This is a genomic window from Halorubrum sp. AD140 (assembly GCF_034497445.1).
Classification (GTDB): domain Archaea; phylum Halobacteriota; class Halobacteria; order Halobacteriales; family Haloferacaceae; genus Halorubrum.
The window spans coordinates 14,912-41,142 of sequence record NZ_JAXRUU010000028.1 but is presented as its reverse complement, the minus strand read 5'-3'; the positions used below and the strand labels follow the sequence as shown (position 1 = coordinate 41,142).

Here is a 26,231-nt window from a genome sequence, read left to right as displayed (position 1 = left end):
GGATGACACCGAACTACCACGGCTCACATCAGATTCCCGCTTACGCCGGAGCGCAGGGATGGAATCCTCATATCGGTGGGCCGGACGAGCCGACCCTGCGAAACCGGGCCGAGTTGAACGGCCCGAATTCGCGGTGTGTTCTTCGCGTCTCATCCGAACGGACTTGTACACTTAAGCACGTCGGAACGCTTCGACCGGCCGCGGTGCGGCCGGCCGGCGTCCCCCGCGTCGGGGGACCTTCGCATTAGTCACGAATCCCGGGTCGTACTTAACCTCGTCGAACCATCGCCACCGCGTCATGCGATTTCATTGTGATCGACCCTCACGATCCTGTCGGTCGCGAGTGAGAGACGGATAGCCGTGAGGGGGGAGTTCTCGCAGCGCGAGTCCAACCGGTTCCGGAGGAGTTATCGAGACGTTGTCATCGGTTCTCGCGCCCGAGGTACGTGACCGCCTTCGGACGCGATCGATGTGGAAGGGGCTGAGCGGCGCCTGCTCCGTGGCGACGTGCGGCCGGCGTTTCACCCGCACTACGGCGGCGTTTCACCCGCCTCTGCGGAGCACACTACGTCACTGCAGAGAATACCAGCGTGACCACGCAGCGCGAGCGATCGTTTATACCACAGGCGTTTATAAGGGAGGGGGACACATATAAAAGCGAACGATGACGAATCCAGCTGATTCGATCGAGATCCAGAACGTAGTTGCATCGACCGGGATCGGCCAAGAGCTCGATTTGGAAGCGCTGGCAGAGGACCTGCCGGGCGCCGACTTCAACCCGGACAACTTTCCGGGGCTCGTGTACCGGACTCAGGAGCCGAAGGCGGCCGCACTCATCTTCCGGTCGGGAAAGATCGTCTGCACGGGCGCGAAGAGCATCGACGACGTTCACGAGGCCCTCGGGATCATCTTCGAGAAGCTTCGAGGGCTTCAAATTCCGGTCGAGGACGACCCCGAGATAACGGTCCAGAACATCGTCTCGAGCGCGGACCTGGGGCACAACCTCAACCTCAACGCGCTCGCGATCGGCCTCGGCTTAGAAGACGTGGAGTACGAGCCGGAGCAGTTCCCCGGACTCGTCTACCGGATGGACGAGCCGGAGGTCGTGATCCTGCTGTTCGGCAGCGGAAAGATCGTCATCACGGGCGGAAAGCGTACCGACGACGCCGAGGAGGCGGTGGAAGAGATCGTCGAGCGGATCGAAGGCCTCGGACTGCTCGGCTAGTTCGTCCGATCGGATCAGTTCCGTCGTAGCCGTCTGTGCGATCGATTCGGCACGCCGGTCGCAGTCGGTGTCTCGACGCTCGGACCGGTTTCAGTGCGAACGAGGCGACTAGGTGTGAACTGCGCGGGAACCGTCTGATAAGGCGAAAAGAAGTCGGATGAGACTGCCGTCGTCGATTCTGTCGTCCGCTTATCCGGCGCGGTCTTCGGTGAGCACCTCCTTGACCACGGTCGGGTCCTCCAGCAGTTGGTGTTTCGTGTAGCTTCCCTCCGCGCTCCCGCCGCTGTGTTTCGACTGTTCGATAATGTCGAGGAACGCGTGCTCTTTGAGGAGGTCTCGGACGCGACGGAGCGAGAGACTGTCCGACCCCTCCTGCCGACAGATGTTCTCGTAGATCTCGTACACCCTACTCGTTCGGAACCCGTCCTGACGTCCGCTCGAGAGCGAAAGCAGCGCGAGCGCCTGAAGGACGTACCGGGAGTGCGGCGTCGACCCGCGGATGAGCTCGCGGAACCGGTCCGTCTCGGCGCGTTCGCGCGCCTGCGTGACGAATTCTTCGCGCACCGTCGATTCGTCGTTTCCCTGGGCGATCTCGCCGGCGTACCTGAGAATGTCGATCGCCTTTCGCGCGTCCCCGTGCTCCCGTGCCGCGAGTGCAGCAGCGCGCGGGATCGTAGACGGGTCGAGAACGTCGTCGTGGAAGGCGTCCGCCCGCGCCTGCATAATCTCTCTGAGCTGGTTCGCGTCGTACGGTGGGAACACGAACTCGCGTTCACAGAGGCTCGACTTGACTCGCTCGTCCATCCGGTCTTTGTACTGGATCTTGTTGCTGATCCCGACGACGCCGAGCTTGCAGTCGGTGATCTTGCCGGCCTCGCCGGCGCGCGAGAGCTGCATCAAGATCGCGTCGTCGTCGAGCTTGTCGATCTCGTCGAGGATGATCAGGACGACGTCGTAGCGCTGGTCGAGGATTCGCCAGAGGCGCTTGTAGTACGTCGACGTCGAGAGTCCCTTGTCGGGAACGTTGATGCCGGTCGTGTCGGGGTCGTTCACGGCGTCGGCGATCGTCTGGACGGCCTGCGTCTCTGTCGTGTCCTGCGCGCAGTCGACGTACGCGAACGTCGCGTTGACGCCCTCTTCGCCGGCCGTCGAGACGAGCCGCTTGGAGACGTACTTCGCACAGAGCGACTTACCGGTTCCCGTCTTCCCGTAGATGAGCACGTTGCTCGGGCTCTGACCGAAGATCGCGGGATTGACCGCCGTCGCCAGGTCGGCGATCTCGTCGTCGCGACCGACGATCCGTCCCTCTCCGGGGAGGTGACTGATCTCGAGGAGTTCCTTATTCGCGAATATCGGGTCCTCCCGGGTGAAGAGGTCGTCCGCTGCGTTCATGGGATCGACACCGGGTTTCCGGTGAAATGCGTTCCGTTTCGAACGTGTCGTGAGAGGAAAGAATTGAGACACACACCGGGTTTCCGGTGAAATGGGGTTGATGGGGTGGTGGTTGGGGCAGGACAGGATGTGGTGGCTCAAGTAAGGATGTGGTGGCTCAAGTGAATTCACCGGAAACGAGGTGTCTTCCGTTCGAAGCAGGATTGTTTCCCGTCCGAAACAGGCTCTTCGAAACAGGTGCTTCCCCGTTCGGGGCTCGCTCGTCCTCTGTTCAGGACCGCCACCGCGACTCCGAGGTGAGAATGTGAACGCAGCCACGACAGTTGCGCGAGGAGTGGTAGCCACGTCTTGAGAGTTTCCGCTGAAACCTCTCAGCTACGAGAGAGAACTCTCAGCTAATTAGAGTCGATGGACTGTACTCAAAATTAGTTTATAATTCTTTATGAATGGAATCACGCGGTCGAGAATCGGATCACGCGGTGGTAACGCGAGACGACACGATATATCTACGGTCAACACGCCGAATCGGCGGCCACCAAACACACCTAAACCCCACAACCCCATTTCACCGGAAACCCGGTGTGTCACTACGATACGCCAATCGTTCCCGTTTCGAATCACAGACACGCCAGCGAAGGGGTCACCCCTTCGATGATCTACCGGAAGGCGACCGATCTTCCGAGAACTCAACTCCGAGAACACAGGATGTCCCCCGCGACGACGGTCGCCTACTCCTGAGCGTCGACGACGGCGACGCTCGCGAGGTTGACGATGTCTTTCACCTCGTCACCGCGCTGGAGGACGTGAACCGGCTGGTCCATCCCGACCAGCATCGGACCGATGGCCTCGGCCCCCCCGAGTCGCTGGAGCAGCTTGTATCCGATGTTCCCCGCCTCCAGATTGGGGAAGACGAGCACGTTCGCGGCCTCGTCCAGCTCCGAGAACTCGTAGGTTCCGTTGAGAATGTCGTCGACGACCGCAGTGTCCGCCTGCATCTCGCCGTCGACGGGGAAGTCGACCTCCTCGTCGTCGTGTAGAATCTCGACCGCTTCGCGGGGCTTCCGCGTTCCCTCGTTGTCGACGCTCCCGAAGTTGGAATACGAGAGCATCGCCGCGCGCGGCTCGACGTTGAACCGTCGAGCGAGATCCGCGGTGTGCCGCGTGACCTCGGCCAGCGTCTCCGCGTCCGGGTCCTGATTCACCGTGGTGTCGGCACAGAAGATGACCCGATTTTTGAACGTGAGCATGTACACGCCGGCGATGGTGTCGGTGTCGGCCGCCGAACCGATCACCTGTAGCGGCGGCCGCAGCGCCGACGGATAGTGGTGGGTCAACCCGGTGAGCATCGCGTCGACGTCGCCGGATTTCACCATAACGCTCCCGAGGTAGTTCGTGTCGCGCCGGACTAGCTCGTTCGCCTCGCGGCGGGTGATCCCCTTCCGCTTCCGGAGCTCGTGAAGCCGGTCTCCGTACACCGACACGTCGCGGGTCCCCGGATCGACGACCTCAGGCTGAAACGACAGCCCGAGCCTGTCGGCCGTTCGGGCGATCGCGTCGGCGTCGCCGAGCAGCACGGGCTCTGCGATGTCCTGCTCCGAGAGCTGGTAGGCCGCGCGGATCATCTTCTCGTCGGTTCCCTCCGCCAACGCGATGCGTTTCGGATCGCTTTTGGCCTTGTTCAGGACGACGCGCATCATCTCCCTGGATTTCCCCAGTCGCGCTTCGAGCCGCTCTCGATACCGATCGAGGTCGATCTCGGTTCGAGCGGAGCCGGACTCCATCGCGGCCTTCGCGACCGCGGGAGCGACGTCGAAGAGGACGCGGGGGTCGAGCGGCTTCGGAATCACGTAGTCGGGACCGAACTGAAGCGGTTCGTCGCTGTACGCCTTCACCACCGCGTCCGGGACGTCCTTGCGCGCCAGCTCCGCCAGCGCCTCGGCCGCGGCCCGCTTCATCTCCTCGTTGATCTCCGTCGCGCGTACGTCGAGCGCGCCGCGGAACAGGAAGGGGAACCCCAGCACGTTGTTCACCTGATTCGGGTAGTCGGACCGACCCGTCGCCATGATCACCGTGTCGTCGCGGGCCTCCTTGGCGTTCTCGTAGGTGATCTCCGGGTCCGGGTTCGCCATCGCGAAGATGATCGGATCGTCGTTCATCGACCGCACCATCTCCTGTGAGACGATCCCGCCGGCGGAGAGTCCGACGAACACGTCTGCGCCCGCGATCGCGTCCGCGAGGCCGCCGTCGACTCCCTCGCTGGCGAACTGGCTTTTGTACTCGTTGACGTCGTCGTTCGCGACGCGCTCCTCCGTGATGATTCCGGAGGAGTCACACATGGTGATGTTCTCCTTGCGCGCGCCGAGCGAGACGTAGAAGCGAGCGGTCGCGATCGCTGACGCCCCGGCACCCGAGAAGACGATCTCGATCTCGGAGAGGTCTTTCCCCGATATCTCGACCGCGTTCATCAGCGCCGCACCGGAAATGATCGCGGTGCCGTGCTGGTCGTCGTGGAACACGGGGACGTCCATCTCCTTCCGAAGACGAGTCTCTATCTCGAAGCACTCGGGAGCTTTGATGTCCTCGAGGTTGATCCCGCCGAACGTCGGCTCCATCGCGGCCACCGCCTCACAGAACGGGTCGATCGCGTCGATGTCGAGTTCGATGTCGAAGACGTCGATGTCGGCGAACCGCTTGAACAGCACCCCTTTCCCCTCCATGACGGGTTTGGACGCCAACCCACCGATGTTCCCGAGTCCGAGCACCGCCGACCCGTTCGAGACGACACCCACCAGGTTCCCCTTCGCCGTGTACTCGAAAACGGACTCCGGATTCGCGGCGATGTCGCGACAGGGCGCCGCGACGCCGGGCGAGTACGCCAACGAGAGGTCGCGCTGCGTGTTCGTCGGCTTCGTCGTCTCGATGGCGATCTTCCCCGGCGGATCCTGTCGATGATACTCCCGCGCGTCGTCGTCCAGTCCCATGTAGCTCACCACTCGCGAACGGTGCAAAAAGGTATGTGAATTCGTCGAACAGGTCGTTCGACGTTCGTCGTTTCACGAGACCGGTAGCGTACGACGACGGCCCGAACACAACCACGGACGACGATCCGGACACAACCACGGACGATGATCCGGACACAACCACGGACGACGGCCCGCCGAGCAGTGGATAGTCACCGCTCTGCGGCTCCGCCGCCGGCAGACGCCGCATCCTCGACCGAGATCGCGCCTGCGACCGAGTCGAGGTCGGGATGCAACAGCGTGAGCTCCGGGTCGATCCCGCCGAGCGTCGAGACCTCGTACGAGATCCGGTACGACCGCGTGAGGATCCACACCGGTAACGCGAACACGAGGAGGGTCAACACGCTCAGCGTCGCTACGACTGCGATCGCCACGAGACCGGCAGTCGTTCCGGCGAGCGCGCCGATCCCACCCAGCGCGGCCGCCACGAGGAGGAGCAGCGCCCCGGCGACCGCGACGACGAGGGACAACACGAGCACGGCGGCGACCCCCTCGACGACAAACAGACCGAGCGACACGAAAGCGTGAACGAGAAGGTAGACGATCACCTCGGTCCACGCCGCGCGAAGCGTCATCGAAAGCCGTCGCCAGCCGCCGAGGACGCCCGTCTCCTCGACGATCATCGTCGGCACGACGAACTCGTAGGTGAGCCTGAGCGCCAGGACCGCTACGGCGACGAACGCCGCTCCGGCGAGGCCCAGGAAAGCGACCGATCCGGTCGACAGCGACCCCAGTGCGACGACGAGCGGTTCGACAGGGACCACCCCGATCGGTCCCTGGTCGATCAGTTCTGGGTCTGTCGGCATTCCGTCGATCGAGACATCCCCGGCGAGAGCGACGAGCACCGCAACCACGGGCGGAGCCGTCGCCGCCGCACCGAGCGTCGCCGAGACCGCGAGCAGTCCGACCGACTGGCGAAGCCGCGACAGGAACGGCCGCCACAGCCACACGTCGTTCGTGCGGAGAGCGTCGTAGAAGACCAACCGAAACGACAGGGAAACCAGCGAGAGCGCGACCGCCGCGAGGACGACCAGAACACCTCCGTCGAACGCCCCGACGAGGTCGCCAGCGACGCCTCCCGGAGCCGCGTCGCCAGCGACGCCTCCCGGAGCCGAGCCGACATCGCCGGCGGCACCGTCCAGACCGATCCCCTGCAGGCGAGCGAACTCCGTCTCGATGACCGCCGACAGGGATACGGTCGCGCTCGCGCCGCTGCCGCCCATCACGAGCACGAGGAAGGCGAGCTTCGTCCAGCGAACGGGCCTGAACGGAAACAGGAACCGGCGCGTGGCCTCGACCGCATCGTCCACGGCGTCGACGGCGTCCCAACTCATGTCCGTCGGTTCTCAGGGGTCGCGTATATATTATGTTGCGATCCCGCTACACGTTCCGTTCCGGGCGCGCTCGACCGCCGACCCGGCTCGTCTCACACCGACCGCAGCCCTTTACGCCCGACGGTGTGAGACTCCAGTATGAAAGTTCGCGGCGAACGGGAGTGTCAGGAGTGCGGCTCGCGGTGGTCGTACTACGAGACGGGAAGCGTCGCGTGTCCGGACTGCGGAAGCCTCCAAAGCGTCGGCGTCGACGATCGAACCGCCCACACCGACGCCCAAACCTCGCTCGACCTGAGCTCTCACCGCGGCGGTTTCGGAGAGGCACGTGGGACGCTCCCCGCGGATGGCGTGGACGACCTCAAGTCGGACCTCCGGGAGTACGCGCGCAGGCGCGGATTCATCCGCGGCGGCGAGCTGCTCCCACTGGACGCGACGTACCTCGCGGCCCGCGAGCTGCTGGAGGCGGTCGACTGCTACGACCGGCTCCGAGACCCCACGGACGCGGAGCGCGAGTACCTCCTCGACCTGCTGGCCGGCGCCGACGATGGCGACCGGCCGGCGACCGAGCGCGTCCCCGACCGCCTCCGTGAAGCGCGCGGGATGGCGGCTGTCCGCGCGGTCGACGAGTACCGGAGCGACCTCCTCGCGTTCCTCGACGAACTCGCGGACTGGACGGATCAGGGACCCGGCGTCGACGCTCCCGACACCGACGCTGTCGACGCTCCCAACGCCGACGCGCCGACCGTTTCCGTCGACGGCGACCGCAACGCGGTCGGCTCCCGAATCGCGCCCGCCAGAGGGGTCCTCGAGCGTCTCCGCGACCGGACGAAGCGCGTCGAGGCACTCGGCGGCGACGTCGCAGCCGCCGACGCCGACGCGCTCGTCGACGCCGCGAACGCGCTGAGTGAGTACGTCAAGACGGGCGATCCGACGGCTCTCGACCGGGCGCGATCGAAGCTTCCGGACGATCCCGCCTGACGGCTTCCGACCCTCGCAGAGTGCGCTCGACCGCGCCGGATTCACCTCCGCGCCAAAATCACCCGTGATACTCACCGGGTCACGTTCAAATCCCGCCTCGCGGATCGCGATCCATGCCTCGGTTCGACGTCCACGACCACCGTCACGCGCTGAAACAGCTCAGGGACGCGGGAACGACGAGCCTCTGGGAGAACCGGAAGGAGATCCCGTGTCCGGTGTGTGACGCCCCGTTCACCCGACTGTTCACCACGCGCGAGCCGAGAACCACCTTCCCCGAAAACGATGGCGCCAGGTTCTGTCTCCTCCGCGACGAGGGGGCGATACACCTCTTTAGACACTAGTCGTCCGCGACCGGTTCCACGTCGGGCTCCGGATCGTCGATGTATCGCTCGGTCCACGTTCCCCGAGCGAACCACGCGACGCCGATCAGCGCGCCGAGGACGTTCCCGAGCGCCATCCCGACCCAGACCCCCGTTTCCCCCCAGCCGGCGACGAAGACCAGATACCCCACGCTGGCGACGCGGCCGACCCAGAGGGTGAGAATCGAGATCACCATCGCCGTCTTCGTGTTGCCGGCGCCCCGGAACGCCCCGAGAATTACCTGTGAGACGCCGATGAAGGCGAACTCGACGGAGCGAATCCGCACGTACTCGACCGCGTACGAGACGGTGGCGGCCGCGTCGGGCACGTCGCCGAGGAAGGCCCCGACGATCGGCTCCGTGAACGTCACGGCGACGACGGCGACGAGGAACATCACACCGGCGCCGGTCGTGGCGGCGATCTTGACCGACCGACCGGCCCGGTCCGCCCGGTTCGCGCCGAGGTTCTGTCCGACCATCGTGTCGATCGCGCGCCCGAGCCCCATCGCGGGAAGGAACACGAGCGAGATGAGCCGGTTTCCGAGGCCGTACGCCGCGACGATCGGCGGGGAGAACGTGACGACCATCGCCGTGAGCGTGATCATCGCGAGCGCGCTCGTCGTCTGCTCGACGCTGGAGGGGAGCCCCAGCCGGAAGATGTCCTCGATGAACCCGAAGTCAGGTCTGAGGTTCGCGAGGGTGACCGCCGGACCGAGACCCGTCCCGAACAGCACCCAGAGCCCGATCGCCGTGGCGACCCCCCGCGAGAAGATCGTCGCCATCGCGGCCCCCTCGATCCCGTACCCGGCGAACCCGGTGGCGGCGAACAGCGAGGCCTCCAGCGCGATCGGGTCGAGCGCGCCCACCACCGGGACCCCGACGAGCCACTCGAAAAGCGGGTTGTCGGCGAAGCCGAAGATGAGGAACGGGTCGAGGAGAACGTTCAGGAGGACGGAGACGACCATCACGGCCATCGGCGTCCGCGTGTCGCCGTAGCCGCGCATCAGCGCCGAGAAGACGAAGAACCCGAACATCAGCGGAATGCCGGCGAAGATGACCTCCATGTAGTCGGCCGCGAGCGGGATCACCGACGCCGCCGTGTCCGGGTCGCTCGGGCGGGACGCGTGTAGAAGTACCCGCCGACCCCGATGAACACCGAGAGCACCGCGACGCTGACGATCGTATGGCCCGCGACCATCCCCGCCGACCGGTCGCCGTCGGCGCCGGTGTACTGCGCGACGAGGATGGCTCCCGCGGTGGTGAACCCTCCGGCGACGGCGATGAGTAGGAAGATCAGCGGGAACGCGAGGCTGATAGCCCCGACCGCCTCCGCCGACAGCCGCCCGAGGTACAGCGTGTCGACGACGTTGTACGTCACCTGTAACAGCTGGATGACGACGATGGGCCACGCCAACTGGAAGAGGGGCCGGACCAAACTCCCCTCCGTGATGGATTCCCGGGAGATGCGCTCCGCATCACCGTCCGCTCCGCGCTCCGCGTCAGCTTCACCATCCGCTCCGCGCTCCGCGTCAGCTTCACCATCCGCTCCGCGCTCCGCGTCAGCTTCACCGTCCGCGCTCACTTCGCGGTTCGCGTCGTCGCTGACACCGCCGTCGACGTCGTCGTGAGAACCGGTTCCGTCGACCTCTGGCGGTGACTCCGACCGGTCCTCGGAGGGCTCATCACTCACTAATTTATAAGTGACGTGCTCGCTCAATCAGGGTTCCGGTTCCGGCCGTCGACGTGGTCGGCGTCGAGACGACCGTCACGAATGTCGCTGGCGGCGTCGGTGGTAGACGCTTCGTCGCCGGACGCCTCGTCGCCCGATGCCTCGCCGCCAGACGCCTCGTCGCCCGATGCCTCGCCGCCAGACGCCTCGGTACCGGACGCCTCCTCGCCAGACGCCTCGGTACCGGACGCCTCCTCGCCAGACGCCTCGGTATCGGACGTTCCCTCCGGTGAAGACTCGTCGTCCCGTCGTCCTCCCCCGCCGGGTTTGTCGCCGGCCCGTTCACCCGCCGGTCGCCCGTCTTCCGGTCCGCCGATCCGCGCGATCCCGGAGGTGTCGTCGAAGACGAGGTGCCGGTGGGGGTACGCCATCTCGACGTCGGCGTCCGCGAGCCGCTCGCGGACCCGCGTGTTCACGTCCGATTGGACCTTCGCAAGCTTGTACGGCTTCTTCACCCAGTACCGGAGCCGCAACAACACCCCGTCGTCGCCGAACTCGTGGAGCCGACAGTCCGGGCTAGCGGTGTACCGCGCGACCCCGATGCGGATGTCGGGGCCGCCGTCGATGACCGCGTCGCAGTCCCGGGCCGCGCGCTCGATGAGCCGACGAGCCTCCGAGATGTCGCTCTCGTAGGTGACGAGCACCTCGATCGTTCGCCGAGTGCGTTCGTCCTCCGCCGAGAAGTTGGTCACGTCGCGCTCGCGCATGGTCCCGTTGGGGACGACGAGGAAGGTGTTGTCGAGAGTGAATATCTTCGTGTACCGGATCGTGATGTCGTCGACGAACCCCGTGGTCCCGTTCTCCAGCTCGATCATGTCACCGATCTCGAACGGCTGATCCGCGAGGATGAACACCCCGTTGATGAAGTTCCCCACGAGCGGCGCGAGGATGATACCTATCACCGCGGAGAACACGGCGGTCCCCACGAGCAGGTCAGTGAACCGGAACCCGCCCGCCCGGAGCCCGATCAGCAGCGCGAAGAAGATCGTCCCGACTCGAACGCCGCGAACGATCGTCTGCGCGACGCTCTGGCGGGAAACGCGCCGAGCCACGGGCCGGCCGATGAGCCGTACGAGGAACTTCGAGACGACCGCTCCGACCGCGACCGACAGCAGGAGGAGCACGAGCCCCGACCCCGGGAGTTCCGACAGCCGCGAGAGCGCGCTCGTCACCGGAGCCAAGATCTGTCCCGAGATCGGCTCCACACCCTCCGACCGTGTCATAGCGAACCCGCCGTCGCCCACCCGAAAAAGCGTTTCTCCCTGACACGCAAACCCGCCGTCCCCCGACACGGGAGGTCGTGACAACGGTACAGTTGCTGTCCGCCCCTGTGGCGTCCCCTCACGACCGATCGTGTCGGCTCGTCTGCGGGATCCGAAAGTGAGGGGCAGCTACATGGAGTCGGATACCGAGCTTCATCGACGGTTCGGATGTCGCCTCTCGCTCTCGAAACCCCACCTCGATACAACCGCCATCGCGGTTGAGGCGGTCGAAACTGAGCATAGACCACTCGATCGTTTGACCGCTTCATTCTTCGACCTTATCTCAACTTCTCCGAAATCGCATTACGGGGGGCGCACCCACTTTCCGTACTTTACTACGGGTGAGTCCCGAATCGGTTGTTACGACCCACCGAGGTAGAACCAGTAATGAGACTGAAACCACTACAAAAAGAAACTCGCGTGTTCCTCTCAATGCACGAATTACAGACATATCTGGACTCGTGTCCTCGGAGAGTTCGCATCGCCGCGAGGATCGAAGCGAGGGCGTCACCGCGGATCGGTATCGTCGTTCAACTGAAGCGGAAGGACTTCTACGTCCCCGATCATCCCGACGTGAACATCGCGTTCGTGAGACTCCGCGGGACCAAGGACACGCGCAAAGAGGAGAGTGCCCACGGCGGTCAGTTCCGCATCTTCTGGGTTCCGTGGTCGCTGTACGAAGACAGCAACAGTACTGCGATGACAACGGTATCGGCCCCGACGACGAGATCATTGACATCGGCGAGAAACGGTTGGGAGACCTGATCAAGGAGGCCGCACGGAACACGGCGGTAAAGACCGGGAACGAGGATTACGAGCACGTTCGCTCGCACGACTTCCGAGCATTCTACGCGACTCACATGGTCCGCCGACTCGGGGTGGATAAGGAACTCGTGATGGGCGGCTGGGGGAGTCACGAAGCCATCGAACCGTACTTAGCGACGTCGCTTCCACGCGACCTGCAAAACGAACTCGCGCGGACCGGCGTGCTCGAACGGGACGTTCCGACTCCTTCGCGTCGAGACGACCTCGGGAAAATCCTCGACCGGCTTTCGAACATCAAGGCGGCCCTCGAACTGGACGCGGTCGTCGACGACGTCGGTTCGCTCTCGCTCAGCGACATCAACGAACTCAAAGACCTGGCGGACACGGCCGCCGCTGACGACACGAACGACGAGCCGGACGCGACGTCGCTCCGACGGTTCATGTCGGTGTTCGTCCCCGTTCCGGCGGGTCTTCTCGCCGCCGGGCGAGCGGTGTCACGAGCCTGGCGGCGCGGCCGCGTCGAACACCGAGCGATGGACCGATCGGGTACCGCCCCGTCGCCGGCGGCGGCCGCGGCCACCTACGTCGCGGCGCTCCTCCCGATGTTCCTCGCCGCCATGCTCCTCACCGAATCGATCGCATCGCTCGCGGTCGTCGGCCTCGCAGTCGGCGGAGTGCTCGGCGGGATCGGATTCGATTTCGACGCCCCCGACTCACGCCCTCATTGACATCCTCCCCGCGCTGAAGCGCGAGGCTTTCTCCTTGATTCTACGGAAGACCGCCGCTCAGCGTTCCGGTGGAAACACGAGCTCACTCGTCGCGCAAAATCACCCGCTTGCAAGTTACCGAGGGTGCACTTCAGCACCTAGCAACGCGTCGAACGCCGTGGATTGGCTGCAGTTGGGGGTCACTCATCGACCCTAACCGAAACGCAGAGAGGGCCGAAAAAGACACGCCGGCTGAGAGCAGTCGGTAGCGACTCTCAGTACGACCATATTGCCGAGGGCCGTACTCACGGCTGAATATCCTGATGTAAACTATATTGCCGTAACAAATTTAAGTGTTCGGACAATATAGTTTACAAAGATGCTCTCGGGCACGGCTCTCGAAATACTTGATGTCCTGTGTTCCCAGCGGGACGCGACTGCAAAGGAGCTCGCAGCAGAAACCGAGCACAGCCGGAAGCAGATCTACCGCGTCGTTGACGACTTACTCGAAGCAAACTTGGTAGACGAGGCTCGGCAGCATCATAATCAACGCGTCGTGCGTGCAACTGATGACGCCGTAGTCGAAGCGTATCGGCATCTCACATCGAAACTCAGCCACGTAGACTGGTCAGAACTCCTCTCACCAGCAACGATTCGTGTCTGCTGGTACCTAAATAAACCCCGCCGTATCACGGCAATCGCTGACCGGCTCGGAATCACGCGACAAGCCGTTCACAAGGCTTTGGGACCACTCAAGAACCGAGCGATGTTAGCTCCATCCGGGCCAGAATACGCCCTCTCCGACGATCTTCAGCCGTTACGTGACTTCGCTCAGGAGGTCGTCACACACGAACACCGAACCCGGGTTCGAACACTCGCTCCAAGTGCCACGATAGAGTGGTGCGACCCAACCCGCGCACTCGTCCGGGTGCAAACCGCAGACGACACTGACGCACTCAAGCGCGCTCCAGAGTGGGACATGACCGGGTTAGCAGCATTCCACACGTATGACCTGCAATTCTTCCTTGCAAGGGAGCCGGCATTCTGGTACGCGCCAGATGACCAACTCACTCCTGCAGATATCGTCTGTCACACACTCGTTCTTGAGGCGGGGTCACGGCGAGTGAGTTACGCGATGCTTCTCATCGAACAGGAACAGATCAGCGAAGCCGAGTTGATCGAGACCGCAATGTGGTACGGCATCGAGGAGGAAATTGAACGAATGTACCGGTTCATCAAAGGGGACTTCGACGCCACAGACGACGGGGAACCAAGTATTCCGAACAGTCGGGAATACTCCGCGTTGAAAGACCAGTACGGGGTCGCCTGACATGACCGTATTTACTGGCGGCGAAGCGATCACGGAGTTTCTCGCTGAGTTTGACGGATGGCTCTCAGAACCAGTTGCCGTGTACCTGTTGGTGGGTCTGCGATGACGGTTCACGGACTCAAAGACCAGACCGAAGACATTGACCTCGCGCTCGCCGTCACTACCGAATTCGAGCACGTTCATCAGACGCTTCAACAGCACGGCTTCGAGGTGATTGACGAACCAACCGAATCATTCGCCGGAGTCGGGAAAACAATCGAACTACGTCACCCGGATCGAGGCCTCCGGGTTGACTTGTTCGAACGGCAAGTCGTCGGAAAGGTGTGGATCACGACACGAATGCGTGAATGAGCAGATGAATTCTGAACCGGTGAGCACGTGACCGCGTACGTACTTGCTGACGAAGACATGTTCTTGCTGAAAGCGGTGTCCGGTGGTGACTTGGGAAGTGGAAGACGGCGAGATATCGAGGACATGCGAATGTACGCGCAACGCGGCCCGACGTACGAAGCAATCATCGAAGAGATAGAAGAACAACGCCCGTTCAACACGAGTTCGACTGAGGCACGCCACATCCGCGACCGATCCCACCCGTTGTTCGCTATCGAAACCGCAGTCCAGTCGCTCTCTGGTCTCCCGACATCGTTCACAACGCGTATCAGTTCGCTCGCAACCGAATTTGAGACTGAGTACTTCGTACTGGGAGCGATTGACGATGGCCTACACGATGACGCGTCTATTCGAGAGTCTGTGCTCTCGAATGTGCGGGCGCTTTCAGATGATGATCAGCAAGCTGTCTCAGAGGCAATTAACCGGCTCATTGAGAAACAAATCCTTGAACGAGGCAGTGACAGTGACTCTCCCAGTCTGAAACTCGCGGAGTAGGGTGGCAGTCACTCGCCGCGTTTCGTTCCAGTACGGAGGTTCTCCCGGTACTCTGCCCAGGCCTGGTACATCTCTGCTCGTTCTTTTTCAGTCATCGTGTCGTGTTCATCTGGATCGTAGAACGGGAGTTCGTCCTTCTCGGGTATTTCCATGACCTGCCCGAGCGGGTAGAGCTGCTCGTAGTAGTGCTCCAGCACCCAGTCTTCGCCGTGCTCGTCGACAGCTTGCTCGATGTACGGGGCGGCCTCCGGGTACTCGTAGGCGAATGTCTCAGTCATCGATAGTCGTGTACTGCTGGGTTTGTCCGCGTCTGTACATCGAAGAGTCGGAGATCAGGCGTCCGCGAATTCTGTGAGCGACCGGTTCGTACTGTCAGTGTTCCACTTCCCGATCTGAATGAGGTCAAACGAGTTCAGAGGATCGTCAAGCTCGTCGGCGAACTGGGTCTGAACCGTAGCGGGAAGATTGTCGACGGGGATTGCGGTGAGTGCGTGCTGGGTGAGGAAGTAACTGGTTGCGAGGTTCGTCGGGGCGACGACGATGACATTCGATCCATCGACATCGCCAAGCGCGAGCTGGGCGTCTCGATACTGGAGCACGGTTGCATCCAGTTCCTCGACCGGGAAGAGACAGCTAGCATCCCCGTATTCGATACTCGCCCCCACCGACTCAAAATGCTCTTTGAGCATAATTAAATACAAATATATGCTCAGAAAGCATTAATTTTGTGGTGGATGAGAGTTCGGTCCGCTACCCTACAAATCATGCTCCGCGGGTTGACTATCCGCCTAATGGTCAGACGAGAATCCTTGTGGGTGCGTCACTTCTCACGGATCATCAAACAGTCGGCGCGCGTACCGGTAGATCGGCGCGTCCAGCCAGTCTCGCCCAGCGGCAATCGTTTCGAACGCGGTTTCCGCGTCCTCAGAACTGAGCGCGTCACGCTTGACGAGCGCTCGGTGCACGATCGGTGACACTGCTACCTCCGCACCGACCAGTCCCTGTAGTTCGGGCAGCGCTCGATAATCGTCCGTCACAAGGAACGCGGCGTCAACATCGCGGGCTACGGCGACGCAACTCGCTTCTCCGGCATCGACACGACTCGTTACGAATGACGCGCCGTCAGCCTCCTGCACCGTCAGTGCGTCTGTCTGTCGGAGTACTGTGGTCGCCGTTGTGCCGTGCCGATCATTGTACTCAGCTGTCTCTTCGAGCTCCTCGATGACTGTGGGCGTCGTGACGATGTCGAACGCTGCCAGCGTCTGATCGATCACGTCACCAACAGCGAGTGAAATGAGCGCGCTCATATCGACGACGACAGTCACAGCTCTGCGAGATCGTCAGCGAGTTCCTCGCCCCGATCCAGCACGTGCTTTGACGCACGCACTGACTCGGCATCCTGCCGACCAATGACGTCCGCGAGTTTCTCAAACTCGATCTGATCGTCGAGATACAGTTCCACGACCGCCTCCCGGAAGCTTTCATCGGACTCCTTCTCTTCGAGATACTGCCGTAGCGCCTCGATCAGGATCTCGGTCCGGTTCTTGTGCGTCACTTCCGCAGCGACGTCCGCTTGAGCGATCAGTTCCTCCGGGAGCCGGAAGTTCACTCGCTTCGTGCTCATCGCTGTACATACGTTGTGCGTACAATCGTATAGATTTGTCGCTGCCCCGCCCCCGTAACATGCCACCAGTGACCCCTCGCTGACCGACCACGGGACGACCCGCGTCACGACCCCACTTTCAGCCGGCCCGCGTGGATGGCTCACCCCATCGAGTATCACGCGACGTCAGCGGGTACGACCGATCACGCGACGCCATCGAAAACGCCGACACCGAACTGCAAATCGCCCTTGACCTCGAACAATTCTTCGAACTCCGAGACGCACTCACCGACGCGTACGACCGCGGCGTCCACATCAAACTCGCACTTTCTCCGGGCGACAACGCCGACATCGACCCCGCCGATCTACCCGTCGACTTCAACGGACTCGCCACGGAAGTCCGGTACCGACGACTCCCGACACCGTTCATCGTCATCGCCGACCGCATGCACATCCGGTACGCCCCTGAACGCTCACTCCACCCCGCACACGAATACGGCGTCATGGTCAACGACTACTCACTCTCACGCGTGTTCGACCTGTTCTTCCAACTCGGACTCTGGGAAACCTGGGACACAATCCACGACGACCGCACCGAATCACTCCCCGCCGCGTACACGAACATTCGAGAATACATCGACCGACTCGCCGCCCTCACCGACGACGGTCATGACGTTGCCCTCCGCGTCATCGGCGTAGACCGAGCGTCCGGCGTCGAACGAGAACTCGTCGCACACGTCACCGACCTAGACTACGTCGATTCGCACAACGGACTCACCCCACTCGAACGCTTCATCGAACAAGCCACAATCACACTCGATGTCGACGGCGACACACTCACCATCGGCGGCTGGGGCGCTCTCGTCGAAGACATCGAAGGCAAACGATTCATCATCGAATCCACCGCGTAACACACCACCACCCACTCCAGCACGGTGAGATTGCACAGAGGCCGCTCCGTCACTACGCAATCAGTTTGACTGTATTGCGATCGAGGGGGGTGTCCGGCGTTCAAGTACACAGAGCGTAACATCAAACCGTGACTGACGATGCGTCTGCTCCCGAGAACTCCGGTGTCCCGACCGTCTCGTGTACTCGGTGTGACCGCGAGTGGGAGCTTGACCACGAACTTGACGATTTACACGCCGGGAACCGCGCGGTCGAACAATTCGCGCTCGATCACGAACGGCACACCGGCCACTACCCGGACGACGTAACCCCGTGGATCGTTCACTGCCAGCACTGTCCGGACGGAGAGCAATTCCTTTCAGAACGCCCGGCCCGGCGCTGGGCAACCACCCACGCACGCCACACACGCCATACCGTACACCTCGACGGGACAGACGAAACAGACGATCTCGTTTCGCCCGAGGCCAACGAGTCGCAGCCGTAGACACCAACGTCCGTATCGCTGGTGTGTCAGCCGCTTGCTCCGCAGACCGGGACTCACACCGCGCGCAAGAGTGTCAAATGCGCGGCGAGAGAGTGTCTCCGGTTATCCCGGGCCGAGCGCGGCGATGTCGGCTCCGACCGCGGCCCGAGCGTCGGCCGGATTCGGTTCGTGATCGGCGAGATGCGTCCACTCGCACGCCGACAGCGCGGACAGGTGCTCCAGGATCGCCGGACGATACGGAGCCGCAGCAGCGACACCGTCACCGTCCCGCCAGATGTCATCGATCACCGTCGTCGAATCGATACGGATCTCAACCGCACTCGGGTCACACCGCGAAACGAGCGCCTCCAAGCCGAGGTGAAGCGCGGCGTACTCCGCAGTGTTGTTCTCCGCTCTCGAACCGACCGGCCGCCCTAACTCCGCAAATGGCTCACCGTCAACTTGGGCGACAGCGCCCGCGCCAGCCGGCCCGGGATTCCCACACGAACTCCCATCAACATAGAGTACAACGTTGCTCCCGTCTGGATCACGACATCGTTTTCCCGCGGACGGCGGATCCCCCGCGAGTATCTTATCGACTGCCGTTCGAATCTCATCGTCAGTCGTCTCCGGAACAAATAACCCGCCGAATCCGGTGACGGCCGCATCGATGGCGTCGATCGCAGCCCGTATCTCGTAGTCGTAGACTGTGAACACCGCCTCGACCCGATTGGCAAGCGGCGACAGTGTCGCCGTCGGTAAGCGATCCATCTTACCTGTCGATCCACCTCCACTGATCTTGCCAGTCCATCCTTACACTCTCATTGGGCAGAACGGGCAAAAACACGCGGGTCCCGACCGTCCAATACCGGTGTTTGGAATACAATTACACCAACCCGATATGTGATTATGGCTCTGTTGAAATCCTTAAGAACTGATAGGATCGGCGTGCGAGATACAGAGGATCCATCTTGCAAGCTATTGAATACATGATTCTACAGGGAGCGATATAGTCAGCGAAAGGTGGTCGGGTAACTCAGCAACGAAGGTAGGTAAAAGTAACTAACGTTGGAATTCAACAGACGTTGTCACCACTTACTCGGCGGCGTACAAATAGATCGCACAGACAACGAGGACCGCCTCTGCGGCCTTTGTGATAACTGCAAACGGGTTGATGCTCCCTTGCATGTAGAACGCTTCGACACCCCACCCCTGCACCGGGAAGAGTGCTATAATTGTTACAAGCGAATACAGTGCTGCCACGAAAAACAGTTCTTTTTTCCAGTATTTACTCAGATATAACACTGTACCAGCAAGAAAACCAAGTCCGTTAAGCACAAATAGAATGCCCAGCACCTGACTGAACTGAATCGCGTTCGTCGAAGCGACGAGGTGTAAAATCCCAGTTATGAGTGCCATCACGATTGCGATGTAACCGACAGGGTTGTCGGGTCTATTGAACCTCGACTGCGTACCAGTTGTGGATGTTGTACCCATATTTGCATTCTTCTACCGGCGACTCGAAAGAGATAGTGGTACGACTGTCGAACGGAACAAAATCGCTAAGTCGTGCCTGAACCAGTTGATTCCTGTCGATTTATACGGATGGGGCGAGCCTGTGAAGGTAATTTCGGCTCGTCATACATTCTCTCAGAGCACAATCCTAACATCTGCCTGCTGTACACGCGCTGTGAGTTCAGCACTCACTGAACGAACTGCCGGACTACTGTTAGAAACGACGTGACCGACTCAGAGGATGGAGTCAGCAGAGCAACTACGTTATTTTCTCCAAAGTAGGTCCTGATTCATCCAAGAGAATGCCCCCTGCGAATCGATTACTGAGTTTTAACCAGAAATGGCTGATCTCCGTCTGTAAATCGATGATAAATAGCGACCCACGGTATACGGTGATAGGTGAGAATAATCAGACGGCCACTCCCTTCTTTGTGGCCGTTGTTTCGTATCTACTGTGTATTCGTCATCCCGCCGTCAACGACAAGCGATTCACCGTTCACGTAGTCTGAGAGATCACTTGCGAGATACAGCGCTGCATCCGCGACATCTTCAGGCTGGCCCGCACGCCGCGACGGGATTGCCTGTAAGAACTCTTCTTCAGCATCTGTACCCATAATCGGGTAGTCATCAGTCGTCATCGTCGTCTCGATCAGCCCCGGATGGATAGCGTTCACTCGAACGCCATCGGGCCCCAGCTTCGCCGCCATCGAGTACGTAAGTAGTCGCACGGCGCCTTTCGTCCCACAGTATGTGATGAACTCGCCCGAGCCCTCGAGTCCAGCCACCGACGAGAGGTTGATGATCCGCCCGCCTCCGGCTTCGATCATTCGCTTTGCGGCCGCCTGTGCGCCGAAATAGACACCTTTGACGTTGATGTCCATCATCCGATCGAACGCATCTTCGTCGACTTCTAGGAACTCCTCGCCGTGGAAGATTCCCGCGTTGTTCACCATCACGGTGATACCACCGAACTCCTCGGCGGCCTCAACCGCCGCCTCGAGATCATCGACGTTCGTGACGTCACACTCGACGAACGTCGCCCTCGCCTCCGTTTCGGCCTCGATTAGTTCGTGCGTTGAGTCCCCGCCCTCGCGAGGCGACTCCTGAATATCCGCGATAACGATGTCGGCCCCTTCCGAAGCGAACCGACGGGCAATTGCGCGTCCATTTCCGCTGGAGCCACCGGTAACAACCGCCACGTTGTCTTTGAGTAATGTGGACATTGCACGCAATCTAGGTCGGGAGAAGAAATAACTGTATCTCAACTGTGTCCTGTTGAATCCGCATAACGCCGCGGCCTAAAACTGTACTCATGATTGAGAAATACGAGGACTATGTTGATCGATCCAACATAGATCGAATCAAGAGATACTTCTGTGCGAGATACGCGCGCTGTATTCAGCACAGCTCCAAAAACATATCACCTGCTGAGGATTTCAACGGAGCCGCATAGGTGGATTTGCGTATTCAGTGGTCCTGATCGGTGAGGTCTTAATTGGAGCGGGGTTCACGCTTTCAGCGCTTGTTGTCGCGGCATTGGTGTACTACGACAATGCTGAACGTCACACACTCACTCGCGCTACGATTGTTGTCACGGTTGTCTATGGGGTTTTTACTGGTCAGCTGCCGGTGGCTGTCATCGCCGCCTGTGTTGTCTACCTCTCTGCGTGGCTCACCGGACCTGACAGCCCGGTCAACTCGCCTGACACAGAGATATTCCCGGTTACACAAACGACTACCGATGAGTCGGGAGACACTGATTGATAGCCTTGGTCTCTTGTATTGACCAGTCCGGTGATGTTCTGTATTGACCGCGACTACGTCGAAATATATCACTTACTGAGGGTTAACAGAACCGTTGGTTTTGGCCTGAGCGTGTGCAATGGACATGATCGCCGTGCTGAACTCATTCTCTGTATCTCGTACGCATCTGCTAGTAGAAAATCCGTATTTTACGAGCCTTCTACTGAACACAGAACGCGAATACAGCAGGGCAGTTTTATTCAGTTACAATTGCAACAAACTAAAATCGTAGCCCCTCCATAGTATACCATTTCTTCCAATTTTTCTCCACAGATGCTACAACTCTCCCCTCGTTGACCAACAAAAGTGCTGTCGGTCGTTTTAGACCCACACTCACAATTTACCCCGACGATATCTTGCATATCGGGAACATTAGAATGCATCACGCATAAGAATCAGTCAGACGCTAGGATCCTCGTATTAAACCTCTTTTCTGTATCCATCAACCAATCTCTGAGATTTCAACAGAGCCAGATCAGACTGTATTCATTGCTGGTGGTATCCAAAGTTCATACTAACCATACCAGTACTATACTGTGAGAGAGAACTGGCACAATGTGGATTCACACATTTCCATGTTTCCGAGCCAGCATTCTGCTGAGCGTTAAAATCCCTGAGTCGGGGTGTACAATGTTCTGGAATCGGAGGTAGTCGTGAATTCGGAGAGAGCTTCCTCTGCTATCGCAGTAATATCGACATCGCTTGTGGTCACATCGTACGTGTTCTTGACGAAGGTTTCGAACTCACGCCCGATTGATTTCGCTGTGTCGAGGAAAGTGAGTGGATTGATGTCCTTGACCTTCTGGATAAACTCGACAGTCTGCATCACCATGGAGCTGAGATACGTGGCGAACGCTTCAGGATCCCGTAGCGCTGCCGGGGCGATACCGCGGATTGCGTAATAGACTTCGCTCAACAGCAGTTTGTACAGGCCGTTGTGTACGGTCCTGAGTCGTAGAGCACCAGGTTATTGAATGCCCGTGTTCCTCTCCAAGCGGTCTTGAAATTCAATGGGGTCGTGAAGAGCATCCCTTCTGCGATGAAAATCGACAGTGATCGATAAAAATCGAAGAACCGTGGCGTCTCAATAGCAGAAATTGAACCAGCTTCTTCGTGGGCGGTATCGAGTGCAGTGGCGGAGAGCAGAAGACTGTGACCCGCAAGAGCAAATGAGCCCATGGAGGTGAATGTCGAAGCGATGCGCGTTGAGTGTGGTGCTGGACTCTGGGTGGGTTTGGTGTGCTGTGCGATAGGCTGAAGATATTCTCCTTCGAATACGAGTGTATGCCGAAGGTCAGCGTCGAGATTCCCCAAGAACTGCTTGATGATCTTGATGAGCACGTTGGTGACAAGGGAAAGTTCGTCAATCGAAGCGACGCGATTCGCGCATCGATTCGGAAGACACTGGATACGCTCGACGAGATTGATGAGCGGCATGGACGAGTCGACCTGAAGGAGACTGATTGAATTTTAATCAACAAGCGGTGAGACCAGTTCTACTGTTGGTTAACTTGTCAGCCGCGATAGCCGATTGCTATCTCGCCAGCACTGCCCGACATTGGTCACTGTCAATCCAATATTGAAGAATCAGCAATGGACTCTAACTTGTTGGTGAAAAATCAGTAGCGTTCTCGAATTGGTCATTCTTTTCGAGCGGATCTCGTGGTGACGGCAGTCAGTCGTTGCTGCGCGCCGGTTCGTCGACGGTCATCGTGAATCCCGTCTCGCGGAGCCGTTCGACGAGCGGGAGTCCGATCCCCGACGCCGGCGTCACTACGCCTCCGTCGAGTGGCGAGTCGACGTCGTCGCGGAGGAGACACACCGCCGCCTCGCCGATCATGCGCGCTGTGGCACCGTACCCGGGCCCCAGCCCGGCGCTGACCTCCGCTTCGACAGTGAACGATCCGTCGCCCGCGATCCCGCGCCCGAGGAGCCGGACGGTGAACGAGCCCCGCTCGGTCTCCGAGCGGGTCGGCCCCTCACCCGGCTTCGGGAAGACGTACCGACGGAGGAACGACCGCGCCGGCCCCACAGACATCGCGGTTTTGAACAGGCCGAGACCGCCGGCGATCGCTCCCGCGCCGACGGCTCCGGTGAGTCCGTGGCCGGTCGGGACGACCTCTGTACACCGGAACTCGCGTCCCCAGGGGTACCCGAGGAGCGCGTTGCTCCGCCGGACCACGCGCTCGTTCACTGGGGCCATCGGTGACGGGGCGGTCCACGCCGAGCGCAGCGTGTCCCGCCGCGGGTACCGCTGTTCGCCCGGGTCGGTCCCGCTCCGCTCGCCCCTCGGGGCCAGCGAGTACGGGTTCCGGAGCGTCCGCCGGGCGAGCGGGTCGGTCGACGCGGCCTCGAACACCTCGCCGAAGCTGGCCAGCGTCCCGCCGCTGACGCCGCCGCTGCCCGCTTCGAGGTAGATACGAACCGTTTCGCACGGCACGCCGAACCGTTCCGCCGCGAACGACTGCACCAGCAGGGTTCCGAGGTCGGCGGGCACGGAGTCGAAGCCGCAGCCGTGGACGATCCTGGTCTCCGCGTCGACCGCGGCCTCGTGGTACCGGTCGATCATCTTCCGCATCCACGTCACCTCGCCGGTCAGGTCGCAGTAGTCGGTCCCCGTCTCCACGCACGCCTCGACCAGCGGCGTCCCGTATGTCGTGTACGGCCCCACTGTCGTGCAGACGACGCGCGTCTCCCGCGTCATTTCGCGGAGGCTCTCGCCGTCGGTCGCGTCGCCCACGACGAGGGGGACCGCCTCCCAGTCGTCGTGGCGCCGGGCGAGGTCGTCGGCCACCCCGCCGAGCCTGTCGGCGCTCCGACCGCCGAGCACCAGCGCCAGCTCGTCCGGACCGTACCGCCCCGCGAGGTAGTCGGCGACGAGCCGCCCGACGACGCCCGTGGCGCCCCACACGACGATGTCGTGCGTCCGATCGGTGTCTGCCGTTTCCATACTCTCCTTTTCGGCGGCGGCGTGGTAAACCGGCGGGTCGCTCACGCCATGCTCCGCCCGGGCGAAGACGAGCCGTAGAACTGGCCGTGGAAGCCGTACGGGAGCCGGTGCGGGAGGTGCGCTCGCCCCAGCTCGCGCAGCGTCCCGGCGTCCAGACAGACGAGCGCGGAGCGGTCCGCGTCGGGCGTCAGCACGACTGAGAGCAGGACGCCGTCGTCCTCGCCGGTCGGATTCGGCGCCGGCACGAACAGGGGCTCTCCGGGGTAGGTGTTCGACTCGCCCCACCGACGGACTGTGCCGGCCTCGACGTCGACCTTGGCGACGGCCGTGGGTAGGCTCGACCCGCCGTTGGTCTCCGCGAGGTAGACGTATCGGTGCCGTTCGCCGTTCACCGCCCGGTAGTTGATCGTCGGGAACTCGACGGGACCGCGGTGGAGGCGCTCGCGGTCGGCGTCGCCGCCGGACAGCGGCAGTCGGTACCGGCGGAGGTCGCCGCTCGGGAGGTCCGGGTCGTCGCTCCGGAGGTTCGACAGCGTGAGTCCGGTGACCGCGCGCTCGTCGTCGAAGGCGACGAGGTAGACGACGAGCTCGCCGTCGGCCTCGTAGGCGTTCGCGTGGTGGTAGACGAATGCTGGCGGCGCCGTCACCGTCGCCTCGTGCTTGCCGGTCGTCCGGTTGAGGACGACGAACCGCAGCGGCGCGTCGAGCGGCCGGAACGCGTCAAGGAACGTCTCTCTCGTCACCGCGCCTCGGAGGAGCCGGAGCGCGTCCAGCCCGAACGCGTTCACGGTGACGACGGCGTACCGCTCGGTCAGCGCGAACGAGTGGACGTAGGGCGCCTCGTTGAAGCGGAGCCGCGTCAGCGCCGTCGGCGTGCCGCCGTCGGCCGGCCGGCGGAACAGCGTGTAGGTCGTCTCGCGGCCGTACGAGACGCCGAGGTTGTAGAAGGCGTCCTCCTCGGGGGCGTGGTGGACGTGCGCGAGCGTGAGGTCGCTGTCGAGCCCCGCGGTGAGGTCGATCTGCCCCGTCGTCTCAAGTGTGTCCGGGTCGAACGTCAGCGCCGTCGGCGACTCCGTTACCGCCGCGAGCTCCTCGCCGAACCGCTGGACGCCGATGACCGGGTTGTCCGGGAACGTTCCGGAGAGGACCTGCCGGACCCGCGTCCATATCGGGCGGTCCGGCGGCGTCCCGGGGAAAGGCGTGCGGACGCCACCGCCGCGCTCCGCGAACGCGTAGTCGCGGCTCTCGACGAACCGGTTCGCGTACGTCACCGTTCCGTCCTCGATCCGGAACCGGCGCAGCAGCGCGAACGGGTCGAACCAGTGTCGAAGCCGCGTGTCGCCGGCCTCGAACTGCCCCGGACCGTTGCCGATCAGGTCCCCGACCAGCCAGTCCGGAAACGACCCGTCGACGGGGAGCCGCTCGTTCTCGATCTCCTCGCGCTGCGTGCGGAACCCGGCGCGGTGATCGCTCGGTGTGGTCACACATCACAGTACGGGCGGATGCGCCTATTACCATCGGTCTCTGAGCGGACGCCGACCGAGGGGGGTCCAAACCGACGATCAAGGCGATCGACACCGGGTCACGCGAGGCCAGGGCCCGTACCGCGCGTCACTCGACCGAGCAGCGATCGATTCCGAGCGCGCGGTACAGCAGGCACCGTCTGGTCGCCCCCTCCACGATCAGCACCGCGCCGGCGACGCCGAGTCCGGCCGCGGAGACCACCGGAACGGTGAGCGTCCCGTTCGCGGCGAGGAGCGCGAGCGCCACGATGACGACGCCGCCCGCGATCCGAGCGAGCGCGTCGATCCGGCCGACGTTCCGTTTCACGAGCCACGCTTACGGCTGAACGGACTAAAAGGGTCGTTCCCGACGCCCGTCCGTACATCTCGCGTGCGGTCCGACGGTCCTCCACCGGGATTTATTTCCCCCGAAACGGATCAATCGGCATGCCCGAAGGCGCGCGGGTCGGGACGCCGAACGCGACAACGCCATCGAGGCG

The 26,231-nt window shown here is 61.9% G+C and carries 27 protein-coding genes and 2 pseudogenes; 12 read left to right on the top strand and 17 right to left on the bottom strand.

All coding sequences use genetic code 11. The features are described 5' to 3' along the window. Positions 1-664: 664 nt before the first annotated feature. Complete coding sequence (locus U4E84_RS09070; protein WP_004046033.1) at positions 665-1,225, top strand: TATA-box-binding protein; 561 nt, start codon at positions 665-667, stop codon at positions 1,223-1,225. A gap of 189 nt (positions 1,226-1,414) precedes the next feature. Here the strand turns inward: U4E84_RS09070 and U4E84_RS09065 are convergent, their stop codons facing one another. The 3 genes from U4E84_RS09065 to U4E84_RS09055 all read right to left on the bottom strand — a co-directional run bounded on the left by U4E84_RS09065 (position 1,415) and on the right by U4E84_RS09055 (position 6,971). After that, on the bottom strand, positions 1,415-2,617 hold the full coding sequence (locus U4E84_RS09065; RefSeq protein ID WP_322531775.1) for an orc1/cdc6 family replication initiation protein: 1,203 nt from the start codon (positions 2,615-2,617) through the stop codon (positions 1,415-1,417). A 728-nt stretch (positions 2,618-3,345) separates the two neighbouring features. Continuing rightward, on the bottom strand, positions 3,346-5,598 hold the full coding sequence (locus tag U4E84_RS09060; RefSeq protein WP_322531774.1) for an NADP-dependent malic enzyme: 2,253 nt from the start codon (positions 5,596-5,598) through the stop codon (positions 3,346-3,348). Positions 5,599-5,789: 191 nt separating this feature from the next. Further along, positions 5,790-6,971 (bottom strand): hypothetical protein, encoded by a 1,182-nt coding sequence (locus U4E84_RS09055; RefSeq protein ID WP_322531773.1) that lies wholly within the window; start codon positions 6,969-6,971, stop codon positions 5,790-5,792. Between the two features lie 138 nt (positions 6,972-7,109). On the opposite strand from U4E84_RS09055, the gene U4E84_RS09050 reads away from it, so the two are divergent. After that, on the top strand, positions 7,110-7,949 hold the full coding sequence (locus U4E84_RS09050; protein ID WP_322531772.1) for a hypothetical protein: 840 nt from the start codon (positions 7,110-7,112) through the stop codon (positions 7,947-7,949). Positions 7,950-8,062: 113 nt separating this feature from the next. Then, complete coding sequence (locus tag U4E84_RS09045) at positions 8,063-8,290, top strand: flagella cluster protein (protein ID WP_322531771.1); 228 nt, start codon at positions 8,063-8,065, stop codon at positions 8,288-8,290. Here the strand turns inward: U4E84_RS09045 and U4E84_RS09040 are convergent. The 3 genes and pseudogenes from U4E84_RS09040 to U4E84_RS09030 all read right to left on the bottom strand — a co-directional run. Then, positions 8,287-9,890: pseudogene (locus U4E84_RS09040) on the bottom strand (MATE family efflux transporter). The gene U4E84_RS09045 and the pseudogene U4E84_RS09040 overlap by 4 nt on opposite strands. A gap of 131 nt (positions 9,891-10,021) precedes the next feature. Continuing rightward, positions 10,022-11,260, bottom strand: coding sequence for a mechanosensitive ion channel domain-containing protein (locus U4E84_RS09035; protein WP_322531770.1), 1,239 nt, complete (start codon positions 11,258-11,260; stop codon positions 10,022-10,024). A gap of 166 nt (positions 11,261-11,426) precedes the next feature. After that, positions 11,427-11,540: pseudogene (locus tag U4E84_RS09030) on the bottom strand (IS6 family transposase); the annotation flags it as partial. A gap of 146 nt (positions 11,541-11,686) precedes the next feature. Here U4E84_RS09030 and U4E84_RS09025 point away from each other — a divergent pair. From U4E84_RS09025 to U4E84_RS09005, 5 genes are all read left to right on the top strand, one after another. Next, positions 11,687-12,064 carry a hypothetical protein gene (locus U4E84_RS09025; protein ID WP_322531769.1) on the top strand — a complete coding sequence of 126 codons (378 nt, stop codon included), beginning with the start codon at positions 11,687-11,689 and terminating at the stop codon, positions 12,062-12,064. Next, on the top strand, positions 12,052-12,792 hold the full coding sequence (locus U4E84_RS09020; protein WP_322531768.1) for a hypothetical protein: 741 nt from the start codon (positions 12,052-12,054) through the stop codon (positions 12,790-12,792). The genes U4E84_RS09025 and U4E84_RS09020 overlap by 13 nt, the downstream gene beginning before the upstream one ends. A 358-nt stretch (positions 12,793-13,150) precedes the next feature. Then, the gene (locus tag U4E84_RS09015) at positions 13,151-14,101 is read left to right on the top strand and encodes a winged helix-turn-helix domain-containing protein (protein WP_322531767.1); all 951 of its coding nucleotides are present in this window, start codon (positions 13,151-13,153) and stop codon (positions 14,099-14,101) included. Positions 14,102-14,203: 102 nt separating this feature from the next. Then, the gene (locus tag U4E84_RS09010; RefSeq protein WP_322531766.1) at positions 14,204-14,452 is read left to right on the top strand and encodes a hypothetical protein; all 249 of its coding nucleotides are present in this window, start codon (positions 14,204-14,206) and stop codon (positions 14,450-14,452) included. A 27-nt stretch (positions 14,453-14,479) separates the two neighbouring features. After that, positions 14,480-14,986, top strand: coding sequence for a hypothetical protein (locus U4E84_RS09005; protein ID WP_322531765.1), 507 nt, complete (start codon positions 14,480-14,482; stop codon positions 14,984-14,986). Positions 14,987-14,994: 8 nt separating this feature from the next. Here U4E84_RS09005 and U4E84_RS09000 read toward each other — a convergent pair whose 3' ends face one another. From U4E84_RS09000 to U4E84_RS08985, 4 genes are all read right to left on the bottom strand, one after another. Continuing rightward, positions 14,995-15,264, bottom strand: a complete 270-nt coding sequence (locus U4E84_RS09000; RefSeq protein ID WP_322531764.1) for a hypothetical protein — start codon at positions 15,262-15,264, stop codon at positions 14,995-14,997. Positions 15,265-15,318: 54 nt separating this feature from the next. After that, on the bottom strand, positions 15,319-15,675 hold the full coding sequence (locus U4E84_RS08995; RefSeq protein WP_322531763.1) for a hypothetical protein: 357 nt from the start codon (positions 15,673-15,675) through the stop codon (positions 15,319-15,321). Positions 15,676-15,813: 138 nt separating this feature from the next. Beyond that, the gene (locus tag U4E84_RS08990) at positions 15,814-16,293 is read right to left on the bottom strand and encodes a hypothetical protein (protein ID WP_322531762.1); all 480 of its coding nucleotides are present in this window, start codon (positions 16,291-16,293) and stop codon (positions 15,814-15,816) included. Positions 16,294-16,307: 14 nt separating this feature from the next. Next, positions 16,308-16,610: a ribbon-helix-helix protein, CopG family gene (locus U4E84_RS08985; protein WP_322531761.1), complete on the bottom strand. Its 303-nt coding sequence runs from the start codon at positions 16,608-16,610 to the stop codon at positions 16,308-16,310. A 131-nt stretch (positions 16,611-16,741) separates the two neighbouring features. On the opposite strand from U4E84_RS08985, the gene U4E84_RS08980 reads away from it, so the two are divergent. Further along, positions 16,742-17,500, top strand: coding sequence for a TrmB family transcriptional regulator sugar-binding domain-containing protein (locus U4E84_RS08980; RefSeq protein ID WP_322531760.1), 759 nt, complete (start codon positions 16,742-16,744; stop codon positions 17,498-17,500). 128 nt (positions 17,501-17,628) lie between these two features. Beyond that, on the top strand, positions 17,629-17,982 hold the full coding sequence (locus U4E84_RS08975) for a hypothetical protein (RefSeq protein ID WP_322531759.1): 354 nt from the start codon (positions 17,629-17,631) through the stop codon (positions 17,980-17,982). Between the two features lie 102 nt (positions 17,983-18,084). Here U4E84_RS08975 and U4E84_RS08970 read toward each other — a convergent pair whose 3' ends face one another. The 3 genes from U4E84_RS08970 to U4E84_RS08960 form a co-directional block, all read right to left on the bottom strand. Next, positions 18,085-18,732, bottom strand: coding sequence for a ribonuclease HI family protein (locus U4E84_RS08970; protein WP_322531758.1), 648 nt, complete (start codon positions 18,730-18,732; stop codon positions 18,085-18,087). A gap of 324 nt (positions 18,733-19,056) precedes the next feature. After that, entirely contained in the window at positions 19,057-19,458 is a 402-nt protein-coding gene (locus U4E84_RS08965) for a hypothetical protein (RefSeq protein WP_322531757.1), read from the bottom strand. Between the two features lie 467 nt (positions 19,459-19,925). After that, positions 19,926-20,699, bottom strand: coding sequence for an SDR family oxidoreductase (locus tag U4E84_RS08960; protein ID WP_322531756.1), 774 nt, complete (start codon positions 20,697-20,699; stop codon positions 19,926-19,928). A 247-nt stretch (positions 20,700-20,946) separates the two neighbouring features. Here U4E84_RS08960 and U4E84_RS08955 point away from each other — a divergent pair, with 247 nt between their 5' ends. Continuing rightward, a complete protein-coding gene (locus tag U4E84_RS08955; RefSeq protein ID WP_322531755.1) occupies positions 20,947-21,240 on the top strand; it encodes a hypothetical protein in 294 nt (97 codons plus the stop codon). 643 nt (positions 21,241-21,883) lie between these two features. Here U4E84_RS08955 and U4E84_RS08950 read toward each other — a convergent pair. Next, a complete protein-coding gene (locus tag U4E84_RS08950; protein ID WP_322531754.1) occupies positions 21,884-22,195 on the bottom strand; it encodes a hypothetical protein in 312 nt (103 codons plus the stop codon). A gap of 368 nt (positions 22,196-22,563) precedes the next feature. Here U4E84_RS08950 and U4E84_RS08945 point away from each other — a divergent pair, with 368 nt between their 5' ends. After that, positions 22,564-22,746, top strand: a complete 183-nt coding sequence (locus tag U4E84_RS08945) for a ribbon-helix-helix domain-containing protein (protein ID WP_322531753.1) — start codon at positions 22,564-22,566, stop codon at positions 22,744-22,746. Between the two features lie 208 nt (positions 22,747-22,954). Here U4E84_RS08945 and U4E84_RS08940 read toward each other — a convergent pair whose 3' ends face one another. From U4E84_RS08940 to U4E84_RS08930, 3 genes are all read right to left on the bottom strand, one after another. Further along, positions 22,955-24,229, bottom strand: a complete 1,275-nt coding sequence (locus U4E84_RS08940; protein WP_322531752.1) for a saccharopine dehydrogenase NADP-binding domain-containing protein — start codon at positions 24,227-24,229, stop codon at positions 22,955-22,957. Positions 24,230-24,270: 41 nt separating this feature from the next. Next, entirely contained in the window at positions 24,271-25,713 is a 1,443-nt protein-coding gene (locus U4E84_RS08935; protein ID WP_322531751.1) for a carotenoid oxygenase family protein, read from the bottom strand. Positions 25,714-25,840: 127 nt separating this feature from the next. Then, complete coding sequence (locus tag U4E84_RS08930; protein WP_322531750.1) at positions 25,841-26,059, bottom strand: DUF2892 domain-containing protein; 219 nt, start codon at positions 26,057-26,059, stop codon at positions 25,841-25,843. Positions 26,060-26,231 lie beyond the last annotated feature (172 nt).